The following is a 14,178-nucleotide window of genomic DNA, read 5'->3' on the forward strand; positions in this document are numbered from 1 at the left end:
ACCGGCAGCGGAAACGGCAAGCCCCGGCCAGTGCTTGCCCTGTCAATGGATTGACGCGCACATTTCGCCCCCTTGTTCTCCCAACTGATTTTTTATCTGATTGTTTTAACACAATAATAACCACTTGCCGGCAACATTGGCCGGATTCTGGCACATTTCTGGCTTAGTCGGGCGCAGACTGTCCAGGAGATCAGCCCATGTCTACGCCTCAAGCCCTAGAAACCGGGTCATCGTTTACCCATTTCAATCCCGATGCCGTCAACCTGGCCCTGAGCGGGCGCGCCAGCAACGACAGCACTGACCCGGGCCTGAACGCGGCACTCAAGCTTAACACCATTTTACAAACCACCCTGGACGTCAACACCATCATCAGGCTGTTCGCCGCCGAGCTGGGCGGCCTGGTGCACCACGACCACTTCCGCTACCGCAACCCCGCCTACCAGCTGGACCTGGGCTGGGGCAAGGACGCCCGCCACTCCTGCAGCTACCGGCTCATCGTCCATGAGGAGATGCTGGGGGAGCTGATTCTTCAGCGCCGCACCAAATTCACCGGGCGGGAGGCGATGATAATCGAAAAACTGCTGTGCGGCCTGGTTTACCCGCTGCGCAATGCCTTGCTCTATCTCAGCGCTGTGCGCGCCGCCCATCGTGACCCGCTCACCGGGGTGAGCAACCGCGCCGCCATGGACGATGCCCTGGTGCGGGAGATTGAAATGAGCCGGCGCCACGGCACACCCTTGTCCCTGATCGTGCTGGACATCGATAAATTCAAAACCATCAACGACACCCATGGCCACGCCAGCGGCGACGATGTGCTCAAAGCCTTTGCCGACACCGTTGGCGGTCTGATCCGCAAAACCGACATCCTGTTCCGCTATGGCGGCGAGGAGTTCGTGGTATTGCTCAGCAACACCGGTGCCGGCGGCGCGGAGCTGCTGGCCGAGCGCCTGCGCCAGGGTGTGGAGCAAACGGTCTTTGCCACCGCCAGCGGTCCCCTGCCCGTCACCGTCAGCGCCGGCGTGGCCACCCTCAAAGACGGCGACGACCCGGTAACCCTGCTGACCCGTGCCGACAAAGCCCTGTATCAGGCCAAAAACACCGGCCGCAACCGTATCTGCATCGCCGCCCAGCCCGCCTGAACCCACACCGCCACCGCCATTTACAGACCCCGCCCGGAGGCGCATACTGTCGCCTTTTTTGGCGAGCGTTCAAACCCTTATGTCCATCCGCGGGCTCCCTCCCGAGTGGTGGCCGCAAAGCGGCGTGCTACTCACCTGGCCTCACATTGACAGCGACTGGGGGCCGGTTCTAAAGCAAGTGGAAGCCGTCTACACCCGTCTGGTCCGACACATCAGCGCCCGGCAGCGCGTGCTGCTCTGCGTCCGCGATACCGCACACCGCGAGCACGTGAGGGCCCGTCTGCAAAACAGCGCTGTCCGGCTGGAATACGTGCACACCGCCTGCCTGGCCACCGACGACACCTGGACCCGCGATTACGGCCCCATCACCGTGCTGGAAAACGGCCGTCCGCTGTTGCTGGATTTCACCTTCAACGGCTGGGGCGGCAAATTCGCGGCTGAAGCGGACAACGCGGTCACCGGCCTGCTCCATCGTCGCGGTTTTTTCGGGGCCACACCCCTGGCCAGGGTAGAGCTGGTGTTGGAAGGGGGGAGCATCGATACCGACGGCCGCGGCACCCTGCTCACCACGGAGCGCTGTCTGCTGACGCCCCGCCGCAACCCGGGACTGGACCGCGCGACGCTGGCAGCACGCCTGCGCACAGCGCTCGGCGTGCAGCGCGTGCTGTGGCTGCGCCACGGCCATCTGGCGGGGGACGACACCGACGGCCACATCGACACCCTGGCGCGCTTTTGCGATGCGCGCACTATCGCCTATACCGCCTGTGACGATCCCCGGGATGAGCACTACGACGACTTGAAAGCCATGGAAGCCGAACTGGCCGGCTGGCGCGACCCGGACAACCGCCCCTACCGGCTGCTCACCCTCCCCTGGCCCCACCCCAAATACGACGCCGACGGCCGCCGCCTGCCGGCCTCTTATGCGAACTTTCTCATCATCAACGGCGCGGTGTTGGTCCCGACCTACGACGACCCCGCCGATGCGGATGCACTGACCCGCCTGGGCAGGGCCTTCCCTGACCGGGAAATCATTGCTGTACCCTGCCTGCCTTTACTTCAGCAAAACGGCAGCCTGCATTGCGTCACCATGCAGCTGCCCAAGGGTGTGCTCACCACCCCTTGCCCTGAACCGTCTCCCATAACCTCCTTTGAAAAGGGGGAACCAGAGGGGGTTTCCAATTCAGCCCGCCCGCCGCGATAATCACCCCCATGAGCGCAAACACCCTCACCGTCGGCCTCGTACAACACGCCTGCTGCGATCAACGAAACGCCAATCTCGCCGCCAGCATACAAGGCATCCGGGAGGCGGCGGCCCAAGGCGCCCGCCTGATACTGCTGCAAGAATTGCACACCAGCCTTTATTTTTGTCAGGCAGAACACCCCCGCCATTTCGACCTGGCGGAGACCGTTCCCGGCCCCAGCACCGAGGCCTTGGGGAAGGTGGCGCGGGAATGTGGCGTGGTACTGGTGGCATCACTGTTTGAAAAACGCGCGGCGGGTTTGTATCACAACACCGCCGTGGTGCTGGAGCAGGACGGCGCCCTGGCGGGCCGCTACCGCAAAATGCATATCCCGGACGATCCGGGCTACTACGAGAAATTCTATTTCACCCCGGGTGATCTGGGCTTTCGGCCCATCGTCACCTCGGTAGGGAAACTGGGCGTGCTGGTATGCTGGGACCAGTGGTTTCCCGAAGCGGCCCGCATCATGGCTTTGCGGGGCGCAGAGATGCTGCTCTATCCCACCGCCATAGGCTGGGACCCTGCGGATGACGCGGCAGAGCAACAACGCCAGCACCAAGCCTGGCAGACCGTGCAACGGGGGCACGCCATCGCCAACGGCCTGCCCGTGCTGGTATGCAACCGCAGCGGCCGGGAAGCAGACCCTACCGGGCGCGGCCAGGGAGTGCAGTTCTGGGGCAGCAGCTTTGTCGCAGGGCCACAAGGGGAAATATTGGCCCAGGCAAGTCGCGATGACGCCACCGTGCTGGTCACCACGCTGGACCTGGGCCGGATTGAGACCGTGCGCCGCGGCTGGCCGTTTTTGCGCGACCGGCGCATCGACGCCTACGCTGAACTGAAGCAGCGCTATTGCGACAACGATTGACAGCTTGTTGCAAAAGGCCGGGAAGGCCTTTTTCAACATCCGGCTCAGGCGATGTCGCGTATACTTGGCGGCGCATTGATATTGACACAGTCTTCAACTTGAAACTGGCGCCGACTGTCCACCCGGCCACTATTAACCCGGCAATTAGGATTGTCGGGTTAATAGCGCGGCACAGGGATGTGCCGCCATTGGCGCCAGCCAGTGAAAGCCCGCGAACTGCCCGCCATGCCGCCAAATGGCGGGCGGATTTTGCAGGTGACCATCAAACAGCTCAGGACGAGCTGTTTGACTGCCGAGCCAATAAAGAAATTTTTTTATTCATCTGCGGTAAACCATCATGATCGTCATACTCGAACCCAATACCGACAAAAACAGCCAGGACTACCAGGCACTGTTCAACCATCTGTCCAAACTGCCCAATATCAGGGTTCGCATCCACGAAGAAATCGGCACCCAGCAAACACTCACCGAGCTGTACCTCGTGGGCGACACTCATGCCTTGTCGGACCACGATATCGCCTCCCTGCCCTGTGTGGACCGCGTGGTGCGCATTTCCAACGCCTACCGGGTGTTGGGCCGGCACAAAGACGATACCCGCTCCACTCACTTCGAATACAACGGTGTGCGCTTCGGCCAGGACAACCTGAATCTCTTTGCCGGCCTGTGCGCAGTGGACACCCGCGAGCACGTGGAACGCATGATGCGGGCATTGCAAGAACAGGGCTTGGAATGCACCCGCATGGGCGCCTACAAGCCGCGCACCAATCCTTATTCCTTCCAGGGTCACGGCAAAGAATGCCTGCCCTATGTATTCGATCTGGCCGGCAAGTACGGCATCAAGGTCATCGCCATGGAAGTGACCCACGAGTCTCACATTGAGGAAATCGACGCCGCCCTGGAACAAACCGGCCGCCCCACCGGCGTGATGCTGCAAATCGGCACCCGCAACACTCAAAACTTTGAGCTTCTCAAAGCCGTGGGCCGCCAGCACGATTACCCCGCACTGCTCAAACGCGGCTTCGGCATCACCCTGGAAGAATCTCTGAATGCGGCGGAGTACCTCGCCTCGGAAGGCAACCGCAAAGTGGTGTTTTGTCTGCGCGGAATGAAAACCAATATGGGCGACCCGCACCGCAACTTCGTGGATTTCGCCCACGTGCCCGTGGTCAAGCGCCTCACCCGCATGCCCGTGTGCGTGGATCCCTCTCACTCCGTGGGCACCCGCGACGCCGCTCCCGACAAATTGTTGGACATCATGCACGTTACCGCCCAGGGGGTGATCGCCGGCGCCAATATGATTCTGGTGGACTTCCACCCGGCACCGGAAAAAGCGCTGGTGGACGGACCCCAGGCACTGCGTTTGAACGAACTGGGGTATTTCGTGGAAGATGTGCGCATCGCCCGCGACGCCTACGAAAAACGCACGGCAGCGGCGGCGCGGCATCAGGCCCAAAGCAGCGCCTGAGCATCTTGTCCTGATGGCAGGCTGACCGCTCCAAGCCATCCTGGTCAGGGGGAGGCGGCCCCCGGCCGCGCTCACCCCGCGCCCCTCACCGAAGGTGCAACGCTTCCCGCAACAGCGCGGTGGCGTAGGCGCCGGGCGGCAGGGTAAAGCGCATTTCCGCAGCCCCCTCCGCCAGCGTGCGCCAGGTCAGCCCTTCCGGCACCAGGCGCAGGGGACGCCGGCCCATGGCCACGCCCGCCCGTTCCAGGGCCGTGCACCACTGGCCGTGAGGCGCCAGCGCCTCTTGCTCCAGGGCCAGCGCCCGCCCGGCGGCGGGATTGCCGCCCCGGCCCCACAAGGGGCCGGTGGGATGGAGATCGTTCTCCGCCACCCGCGCCAGCAGCGCCGGGTCCAGGGCAGGTGCCGGAAAATAACTGCGGGAACCGGCAAGACCCAGCACCTCCCCCGGCACGGCCCGGTTCCAGCAACCCGCCTGCACCCGGTGGGCCAACACGGTGTTGAACAGCCAGGCCCGCAGCACTGAGAAATAAAACCCCCTCAAGAACCGGTCGCGCACCCGCAACCGCCCCGTCAGCATGGCCTGCGCTTTTTCCAGGTTGTCAGTACCAAAACGCTGTTCACCGAAATAGTTCGGCACGCCGTCTTGCGCGATCCGGGCAAGGTGCGCGGTCAGTGTGCCAGAGGAAGCACCCAGTTCCCGGGCAATGATGATGAAGCGGTTGGCGCGCAAGGCACCCCGTTTGAGCTTGCGCGTGTGGCGTGTGGCGCAGAGTACCTCCACGCCATCGTCGGCCACCGCAGCCCAGTCCGGCATGGGCCGGCCGGGCAAGTACACGCTGAACCACTGGGTGGTGAGCGCGTATTTGTCTTTGAGCCCGGCATAGCTCACATCCCGCAGTCTGACACCGGCATGACGAGCCAGGATCTTTGCCACGAACTGCGTTTCACGGCAACGTTTTCGGACCTTAAGCCACGCGTGCTCCCCTGTGCCGCAAGGCGCGAAAGGCAGCTCTTCGTCAACGCGGAAGTCGTCCGGCGAGCGGCGTATCACCGCGCCGATGGCAAGCGCCTCAACAACGCGGGGCCAGTGGTCCCTTTGCATGTTCTGCCTGTCCCGGACGCACCAATGTTGCATGTCACGCGAGTGTGAAAGGAAAAAGCGGTCGTAACCGTTCACCCGCCCGCCTGGTCGGCCAGCAACACCACCGCATGCGCCGCAATCCCCTCCCCCCGGCCGGCGTAACCCATGCCTTCGGTGGTGGTGGCTTTGACGTTGACACGCTCGGCGGACACTTGCAGATCAGCGGCCAGACACTGGCGCATGGCGTCGATGTGGGACCCGAGCCTGGGTGTTTGGGCGATGACAGTGCAATCGGCATTGCCGACGCTCAGGCTTTTTTGATGGAGCAGGTCCACGGCATGGCGCAGCAGAATACGGCTGTCGATGTTCTCGTATTCAAGGGCGGTGTCAGGAAAATGGCGGCCGATGTCACCCAGACCGGCGGCGCCCAGCAGGGCGTCCACCAGCGCATGAATAAGCACGTCGCCGTCGGAGTGGGCGGCCAGGCCCAGTTTGAAAGGAATATCCACCCCACCGATAACCAAACGGCGACCGGGGGCGAAGCGGTGGGCGTCAAAACCGTGGCCGATGCGCAGCATTACATCCGTTCCTGTTGTTGGAGGTAAAACCCGGCCAGGGCCAGATCCTCCGGGCGGGTGATTTTGATGTTGTCGCTGTGACCTTCCACCATCCGGGCCTGGTGGCCGGCCGCTTCCATGGCCGCGGCTTCGTCGGTGACCAGGGCACCACCGGCGATGGCGCTTTGCAGGGCTGAGGTTAGCGCGCCAAGGCGAAACATTTGCGGTGTAAGCGCGCGCCAAAGCTGTTCGCGGTCCACGGTCTCGAGGATATTGCCCGCGGCATCGGTGCGTTTTTTGGTGTTGATGGAACGTATGCCCAACAGCCCGCCCACCGGATGATCCCACAGGGTCTCCAGCAAGCGGTCGATGTCGGCGTGGCGCAAACAGGGCCGGGCCGCATCGTGCACCAGCACCCAGTCTTCCGGAGCAGCCCATTGCCGCAAGGCATGCAGGCCGCTCAGCACCGAATGGCAGCGTTCCGCGCCACCGGCGGCGGTCATCAGGGGTTTGTCGCAGGCATAAGCCAGGTCGCGCCAATACCCATCGCCGGGTGCGGTGACGACCGCCAATCCCTGGATGCGGGAATGACTGGCCAGACGGTCCAGGGTATGGGCCAGCACCGGCTGGCCGAGTAACGGCAGGTATTGCTTGGGCAGCGCCCCTCCCATGCGCCGGCCGGTGCCGGCGGCGGGCACCACGGCCCAGCAACGTATGCCTGTGTGCGTGTGTGTCAAGGGAAATGCAGGCTCAGCGCTCGACGATGCGGAAAAAGGTCTCGCCTTCCTTCACCATACCCAGCTCCAGCCGCGCCCGTTCTTCCACGGCGGCTGAGTCCTGCTTCAGGCTTTGCACTTCTGCCGCCAGCGCCTGATTGCGCTCGCGCAGGGCCGTGTTTTCAGCGCGCTGTTCTTCCACGGCGCGGTGCAAGTGCCACACGTCCATCACGCTGCCCGCACCCACCCAGAGCTGGAACTGGACGGCGCCAAAAACAAGGACCAGTAGTGCGATGAGGGTTTTCACGTCTCTAGTCAATGTGGGGTGCCCGCACCGCGCACCGTTGGGGACGGATCGCACAATTCCGACTTGCGCCCACCGTCAAAAATGGTGCGCACCGCACACTCTGCATCGGGAAAAAATTATCACGGTAAATTATAGAACGCCTCTCGTCCAGGATAGCGCGCCCCTGCGCCCAAGGCCTCTTCGATGCGAATGAGCTGGTTGTACTTGGCGATGCGGTCGGATCGCGACATGGAACCGGTTTTGATCTGTCCGGCACTGGTGGCCACAGCCAGGTCGGCGATGAAGGCATCCTCGGTCTCGCCGGAGCGGTGGGAGACCACCGCCGTGTAACCCGCGTTGCGGGCCAGACCGATGGCGGCCAGGGATTCGCTCAAGGTGCCAATCTGGTTCACTTTGATGAGGATGGAATTGGCGATGCCTTTGTCGATACCTTCCTGCAAAATGGCGGTGTTGGTGACGAACAAGTCATCACCCACCAGTTGCACCTTCTTCCCCACGCGCTGGGTGAGCAGTTTCCAGCCGTCCCAGTCGTTTTCTGCCATCCCGTCTTCGATGGAAACGATGGGATAGCGCGCCACCCAGGCGGCCCAGTAGTCCGCCATCTCTTCCGAGGTCAGGGATTTGCCTTCCGCTGCCAGATGATAGCGGCCGTCCCGATAAAACTCGGAACTGGCGGGGTCCAGGGCGATGACCATGTCCTCACCGGCACGAAAACCCGCTCTCTCCACTGCCTGCAAAATGGCTTCGATGGCGGCCTCATTGGAGGACAAATCCGGCGCGAATCCGCCCTCGTCACCTACAGCGGTGCTCATACCGCGGGCGCGCAGCACCGACTTCAAGGCGTGGAACGTTTCAGCACCATAACGCACCGCTTCCGCCAGGCTGGACGCACCCACGGGCATGATCATGAACTCCTGCATGTCCACGTTGTTGTCCGCATGGGCGCCGCCATTGACGACGTTCATCATGGGAACAGGCATGTTGAAGGGACCGTCGCCACCCAGATATCGGAACAGGGGCAGGCCGGCCTCGGCCGCCGCAGCGCGGGCCGCCGCCAGGGACACGGCGAGGATGGCATTGGCACCGAGGCGGCTCTTGTTGGGGGTGCCGTCCAGCTCAATCATGCATTGGTCGACACTTTGCTGATCGGCGGGGTCTTTACCCAACAAAGCGGTGCGAATCTCGCCATTGACGTTGGCCACGGCTTTCGTCACACCCTTGCCGCCGTAACGCCGCCCGTCACCGTCGCGCAGTTCCACCGCTTCCCGGGAGCCGGTGGATGCGCCGGAGGGCACGGCAGCGCGCCCGCTGTGGCCGGTGGCCAACACCACATCGGCTTCCACCGTGGGGTTGCCCCGGGAATCCAGAATCTCTCGTCCGCGTATCTCCACAATCTGTGACATCAAAGGCTCCGTTGTTCAGTGCAATCAAAATTCATTTAAACCAGGCGCACCGGGCACTGGGCGTGCGAAGAGGAAAACAAAAGCGAACGGTACTCAACAAAGTTCGGTCGTTTCCGCCTCTCTTCCAGGGTGTTCAGAAACGTCAGGCGGACACCGCTCCCCGGATATACAAGACTGCTGAAAAAGGTCATCCGGCGTTTTTCAACGCACCGAACCCGTGCCTGTCCGGGATCGGCCACAATCAATCCCTTGCGCGATGGGTTTGCGAGCGGGGCCGTCCTGTCCCCCTGCCCGCAGGCCGCTTTCTCAACAGCCTGCCAAGCACGAGTTCTTGTCAACTCGGCACTGCCATGTTCAATGGTGGCAAGCCATTGAACGGGGCTGCCTAAGTGAGTTCAACCAGGCCGCGGGATTTCACGCCGTGGTCAATCTCTTTCAATATCCCCAACAAGGCGCCCATACGGTGCAAAGGCCAGGCATTGGGGCCGTCACTCAAGGCCCGCTCCGGATCGGGGTGGGTTTCCATAAACACCCCCGCCACACCCGCCGCCACCGCGGCCCGCGCCAAGACCGGCACAAACTCCCGTTGACCGCCGGATTTCCCCCCGGCCCCACCGGGCAGTTGCACCGAATGGGTGGCGTCGAACACCACCGGGCAGGCCGTCTCGCGCATCACCGCCAGGGCGCGCATGTCTGAAACCAGATTATTGTAGCCGAAAGTATAGCCCCGCTCGCAGACCATAAGCTGCCGGTTGCCGGTGACGCGGGCTTTTTCCACCACGTGGCGCATATCCCAGGGGGAGAGAAACTGGCCTTTTTTGATGTTGACCGGCTTGCCGGCGCGGGCCACGTTTTGGATGAAATTGGTCTGGCGACAGAGGAAGGCCGGGGTTTGCAGCACGTCCACCACGGCGGCCACTTCGTCCAGGGGCGTGTCTTCGTGCACGTCGGTGAGGACGGGCACACCGATGTCCCGTTTTACCGTCTCCAGAATGCGCAGGCCCTCATCCAGGCCGGGACCGCGAAAGCTGCCGGCGGAAGTACGGTTGGCCTTGTCAAAGGAGGATTTGTAAATGAAAGGGATACCGAGACGGCTGGTGATTTCCTTCAAACGGCCGGCGCTGTCCAGGGCCAGGCCCTCCCCTTCGATGACACAGGGACCGGCAATGAGAAAGAGGGGCTGGTCCAGGCCCACGCTGAATCCGCAAAGTTGCATGCTCTTGGCCCTATTGAGTGACCGCCGCGTGCTTGGCACGGGCCGCCCGGATGAAGCTGATGAACAGCGGATGACCGTCGCGGGGGGTGGATTTGAATTCCGGATGAAACTGACAGGCCACGAACCAGGGGTGGTCCGCCAGCTCTATCATCTCCACCAGTTTGCCGTCCGCCGAGCGGCCGGCCACCACCAGCCCGGCGCCCGTCAAGGCGTCCAGAAACTGATTGTTGAACTCATAGCGGTGACGATGGCGTTCGGACACCACGTCTTGACCGTAGGCCTCACGGGCATGGGTGCCCACCGCCAACCGGCAGGGCTGGGCGCCCAGACGCATGGTGCCACCCAGGTCGGACTCGCTGCTGCGCCGCTCCACCTCACCCTCCGGCGTGGTCCATTCAGTGATAAGGGCGATGACCGGATACGGGCTGTTGGGATTGAATTCTGTGCTGTGGGCACCGTTCAGACCGGCCACGTTGCGGGCAAACTCAATAACGGCCACGTGCATCCCCAGGCAAATGCCCAAATACGGAATGCCGTGCACACGGGCATATTCCACCGCCAGAATCTTGCCCTCGATACCGCGCTCGCCGAAGCCGCCCGGCACCAGGATGGCATCAATCCCGGCCAGGGGCTCCGGACCGCCTTTTTCCAGCTCCTCCGCGTCCACGTAGTGGATGTGGACCTTGGTGTGTGTGTGCACGCCGGCGTGAATCAAAGCCTCTGACAGGGACTTGTAAGACTCGGTGAGGCTGACGTATTTGCCCACCATGGCCACATTGATCTCCCCCTCGGGATGCTCCATGGCCTCGACCACGCGCTGCCACTCGCCAAGGTCCGCCTCGCCCACCTCAAGCCGCAGACGCTTGGTGACGATGGCATCGAGGCCTTCGGCATGCAGCAACATGGGAATTTTGTAGATATTGTCCGCGTCCACCGCGGAGATGACCGCGTCTTCGTGCACATTGGTGAACAAAGCTATTTTACGCCGCTCCTCGGGCGGCAGCGGGCGGTCAGTGCGGCACATGACCACATCCGGCTGAATGCCAATGGAACGCAGCTCCGCCACCGAGTGTTGCGTGGGCTTGGTTTTCAGCTCGCCGGACACGGCAATGTATGGCACCAGGGTGAGATGGATGTAAAGGGTGCGCTCGCGACCGAGTTCCACACCCATCTGGCGGATGGCCTCCAGAAACGGCAGGGACTCGATGTCGCCCACCGTGCCGCCGATTTCCACCAGGGCCACTTCAGCCCCCTGGGCCCCGCCCATGATGCAGCGCTTGATCTCGTCAGTGATGTGGGGAATGACCTGCACGGTTCCCCCCAGGTACTCGCCGCGCCGCTCCTTGCGGATCACGCTTTCGTAGATCTGGCCGGTGGTGAAATTGTTGGCCTTGCCCATGCGGGTGCGCACGAAACGCTCATAGTGACCCAGATCCAAATCGGTTTCCGCCCCGTCGTCGGTGACATAGACCTCACCGTGCTGGAACGGGCTCATGGTGCCGGGATCCACGTTGATATAGGGATCCAGCTTCAGCAGGGTCACTTTCAGGCCGCGCGCCTCTAAAATCGCGCCCAAAGAGGCCGAGGCAATGCCCTTGCCCAGCGACGAGACCACCCCGCCGGTGACAAAAATAAACTTGGTCATGGATGGATCCGGAAAAGCTGCGGGCCAATGAACGTAAAGATGGGCGCCCAAAGTATCAAATTGTGGCCGACTTCACAACGGACGCCGCACCGCGGCGCCATATGCCTGACTGTCAAAACCTGATACAAATCATGTGAAAAACGCGATGCGGAAAAATATTCCGCTTTTTGGTACCAGCCCGCGGGCTATCGCCACCCTCGGCAAAGGGATAAAATGGCTGAACTACCCTGTGGTAGACAACAACAATCAGACATACCACCTGTCTCGTATCCGAACAATAATTCACAAGGAGTCAATCCGTGACACAAGCAAAAGACTTGTTCGACATAATAAGCCCCCTTGTGGCTTACAATGAAAAAGACTGGGACGTTCTAGCCGGCGAAGCCGGGCAAATCTCCACCTGGGTGCCGGACTTGGTCGACGTTTTTTACAACACCCTCTACGGCCACGATTCCACGAAAACCATTTTCCAGGATGGAGAACGGCCAAAACTGGAGAAAACCCTGCAAGACTGGGTGGCCTCGCTGGTCAGCGGCCCCAAGGGGGCTGATTTCTGGGACCACCAGTGGGTCATCGCACTATTGCATGTCAGACGGGGCGTCAGAAACCTCTACATGCTGGGCATGATGAACCGCATCCAGCAGGTGTTTTTGGCCAAATGCGTGGAAACTTATGACAAAGACAAAGCCCATGAGGTCTTCAGTGCATTTCTGCGCATCAGCGGCACCGTGGCCGCGCTCATTGCGGAATGCTATGGCGCGTTGCTGGAAAACAGCACGGAAGAAGGTTTATCCAAAGTGGGCATGAACGCCGCCTTGTTGCAGCGCATCAAGGACAATCAAATCAGCAAGATGATTCAGGAGAGTCAGCACAACGACTGAGCCCCTCCGCCAACAAAACCGTAACGAAAAACACCGCCGTTGGCTACGGCGGTGTTTTCTCCTGCCGCCCGTTGATCAAAGGGCTGCCAGCAGTTCGCTGATACCTTTTTTGACGGCATAACGGACACCACCGATAACGGCTGTGGCATCGGTAAACAAAGCGAGAATATCGTCGCCGGCGGTGGCAATCACCACCTTGCCGCGGTCAAACTCGACCAGGTACTGGGACATGGCGCCCAGTTCAAACTCGCCACCCAGGGCCTCAGACGTACCGATAGCGGTCGCCACCATCGCACCCAGGGCTTCCATATTCACATTTTCGGAGGCTGCACTTTCAATAACGAAACCGTCGCGCCCCACCAAAGCGGCAGCAACAACGCCATTCACCTTGAGAAAGTCACTCAGCACGCCAGCTAGATTCTTTGCCATTATCATATCCCCTTAATTATTTTTTCAGGATTGAATTTGCTTGACTAAAACCGCGCCTGGCTTTCGCCAAGCGTGGCTACAGCCGCACTGTAACACGCCACAACATCTTGTGGACTACGGCATTCCCCTTTCCTTTGCCGCTGAATTGAACGCAGGAAAAAGGGACGCGCATCTGCATCCCCGGCCGCCGCAGGCGCGACCGCCAACACCAATCGGTCCCCGGTTATCTGTAACAAAGACATAAAGACCGCCACCGCATGCTCATGGCCCAGACGGGCAGGATCCGGCGCAAGCACGATCAACGACGGAAATCTGGACAACAGCGCAGCGTCACGCTCATCACCCGCCACACGCTCTGCCGGGACACCTACCGCATAAGCCGCCTCTTCCCGGCTCAGGGTCAGACGCCACATGTACAAAGGGGGCGGTTCGTCATCCCCGTCGCCGGCCTCATCGCCCAGTGCGCCGATATTCCCGCCACAGGCGGCGGAAAAAAATTTTTCGAGTTCCGCCGCTGGACCCAGAACCGCCACTTTCAAGTCAGATACTTTGGGCCGGCCCACCACGCCGAAAATACGCTCCACCTCGCTCCGCCTGACCCGGCGGCACATACCCCGCGCGGAATCAATAGCCGCCAAGGCAGCCAAGCTGCGCGCCAAGGCCTGCTCATCCAGCGGTGCCAGCGCGCGCCTCGCCAACACCGCCTGACGCTTGTCCATGAGTGAGTGCACAACGGCGCGCGCATCGCGCTCAATGGCGAACAGCTGTTCGTCATCGTCCGCGGCCGCTCCCGTCAACCGCTCCAATACCGGCGCCAGCCCGGGCCCGACGGTTACGGACAAACGCCCGGCTTCGTTGCTGGAGAGAAATTCATCGGCAACCTGGAGGAAAGAGACAAGGCGTCGACGCAACGCAGGCGTGCAACCGGCAAGTTCCCGCGCGATGCTGTCAAGCGCTTGTTCCGCCTGTTCCAGCGAGGGCAAGGCGTAGCGGAATTTGTTTTTATCCAACCAGGCGCCCGCGGTACTCAATCGCCTGCGCACACCGTCAAGCACAGTCCTGTCAATGCCGGGCATGGCCCAGGCTGACAATGCCGCCACGCGCAGGTCAGCGATTTCGAGGCGACCCATCAAGGCGCGATGCCGTTGCCGTTGCCGGGCCAGCTCTTTCTTGCTGGCGCCTGTCAGGAATTTTTCTTGTATCGAGTAAAAAACCGTTTTCACTTTGTTGGTC

13 protein-coding genes are annotated in these 14,178 nt (G+C 61.7%); 5 read left to right on the forward strand and 8 right to left on the reverse strand.

Translation table 11 applies throughout. The features are described 5' to 3' along the window. Window positions 1-197: 197 nt before the first annotated feature. From ENJ19_04695 to ENJ19_04710, 4 genes are all read left to right on the forward strand, one after another. Window positions 198-1,139 (forward strand): GGDEF domain-containing protein, encoded by a 942-nt coding sequence (locus tag ENJ19_04695; GenBank protein HHM05026.1) that lies wholly within the window; start codon window positions 198-200, stop codon window positions 1,137-1,139. A 79-nt stretch (window positions 1,140-1,218) separates the two neighbouring features. Then, entirely contained in the window at window positions 1,219-2,340 is a 1,122-nt protein-coding gene (locus tag ENJ19_04700; protein ID HHM05027.1) for an agmatine deiminase family protein, read from the forward strand. Between the two features lie 8 nt (window positions 2,341-2,348). After that, on the forward strand, window positions 2,349-3,245 hold the full coding sequence (locus ENJ19_04705) for a carbon-nitrogen hydrolase (GenBank protein HHM05028.1): 897 nt from the start codon (window positions 2,349-2,351) through the stop codon (window positions 3,243-3,245). A 337-nt stretch (window positions 3,246-3,582) separates the two neighbouring features. Then, a complete protein-coding gene (locus tag ENJ19_04710; GenBank protein ID HHM05029.1) occupies window positions 3,583-4,710 on the forward strand; it encodes a 3-deoxy-7-phosphoheptulonate synthase in 1,128 nt (375 codons plus the stop codon). Window positions 4,711-4,795: 85 nt separating this feature from the next. Here ENJ19_04710 and truD read toward each other — a convergent pair whose 3' ends face one another. The 7 genes from truD to ENJ19_04745 form a co-directional block, all read right to left on the reverse strand. Next, entirely contained in the window at window positions 4,796-5,887 is a 1,092-nt protein-coding gene (gene truD / locus ENJ19_04715; protein HHM05030.1) for a tRNA pseudouridine(13) synthase TruD, read from the reverse strand. After that, window positions 5,884-6,369: a 2-C-methyl-D-erythritol 2,4-cyclodiphosphate synthase gene (locus tag ENJ19_04720; GenBank protein HHM05031.1), complete on the reverse strand. Its 486-nt coding sequence runs from the start codon at window positions 6,367-6,369 to the stop codon at window positions 5,884-5,886. Before ENJ19_04720 ends, truD begins: the two co-directional genes overlap by 4 nt. Next, window positions 6,369-7,085 (reverse strand): 2-C-methyl-D-erythritol 4-phosphate cytidylyltransferase, encoded by a 717-nt coding sequence (locus ENJ19_04725; GenBank protein HHM05032.1) that lies wholly within the window; start codon window positions 7,083-7,085, stop codon window positions 6,369-6,371. The genes ENJ19_04720 and ENJ19_04725 overlap by 1 nt, the downstream gene beginning before the upstream one ends. 13 nt (window positions 7,086-7,098) lie before the next feature. Beyond that, complete coding sequence (ftsB, locus tag ENJ19_04730) at window positions 7,099-7,371, reverse strand: cell division protein FtsB (protein HHM05033.1); 273 nt, start codon at window positions 7,369-7,371, stop codon at window positions 7,099-7,101. Window positions 7,372-7,490: 119 nt separating this feature from the next. Next, a complete protein-coding gene (locus ENJ19_04735; protein HHM05034.1) occupies window positions 7,491-8,774 on the reverse strand; it encodes a phosphopyruvate hydratase in 1,284 nt (427 codons plus the stop codon). 385 nt (window positions 8,775-9,159) lie between these two features. Beyond that, the gene (locus ENJ19_04740) at window positions 9,160-9,990 is read right to left on the reverse strand and encodes a 3-deoxy-8-phosphooctulonate synthase (GenBank protein ID HHM05035.1); all 831 of its coding nucleotides are present in this window, start codon (window positions 9,988-9,990) and stop codon (window positions 9,160-9,162) included. A gap of 10 nt (window positions 9,991-10,000) precedes the next feature. Further along, a complete protein-coding gene (locus tag ENJ19_04745) occupies window positions 10,001-11,635 on the reverse strand; it encodes a CTP synthase (GenBank protein ID HHM05036.1) in 1,635 nt (544 codons plus the stop codon). 299 nt (window positions 11,636-11,934) lie between these two features. Here ENJ19_04745 and ENJ19_04750 point away from each other — a divergent pair, with 299 nt between their 5' ends. After that, entirely contained in the window at window positions 11,935-12,516 is a 582-nt protein-coding gene (locus ENJ19_04750) for a hypothetical protein (GenBank protein HHM05037.1), read from the forward strand. Between the two features lie 75 nt (window positions 12,517-12,591). Here the strand turns inward: ENJ19_04750 and ENJ19_04755 are convergent, their stop codons facing one another. Then, the gene (locus ENJ19_04755) at window positions 12,592-12,945 is read right to left on the reverse strand and encodes a dynein regulation protein LC7 (GenBank protein HHM05038.1); all 354 of its coding nucleotides are present in this window, start codon (window positions 12,943-12,945) and stop codon (window positions 12,592-12,594) included. Window positions 12,946-14,178 lie beyond the last annotated feature (1,233 nt).

This window comes from Gammaproteobacteria bacterium (assembly GCA_011375345.1).
Classification (GTDB): domain Bacteria; phylum Pseudomonadota; class Gammaproteobacteria; order DRLM01; family DRLM01; genus DRLM01.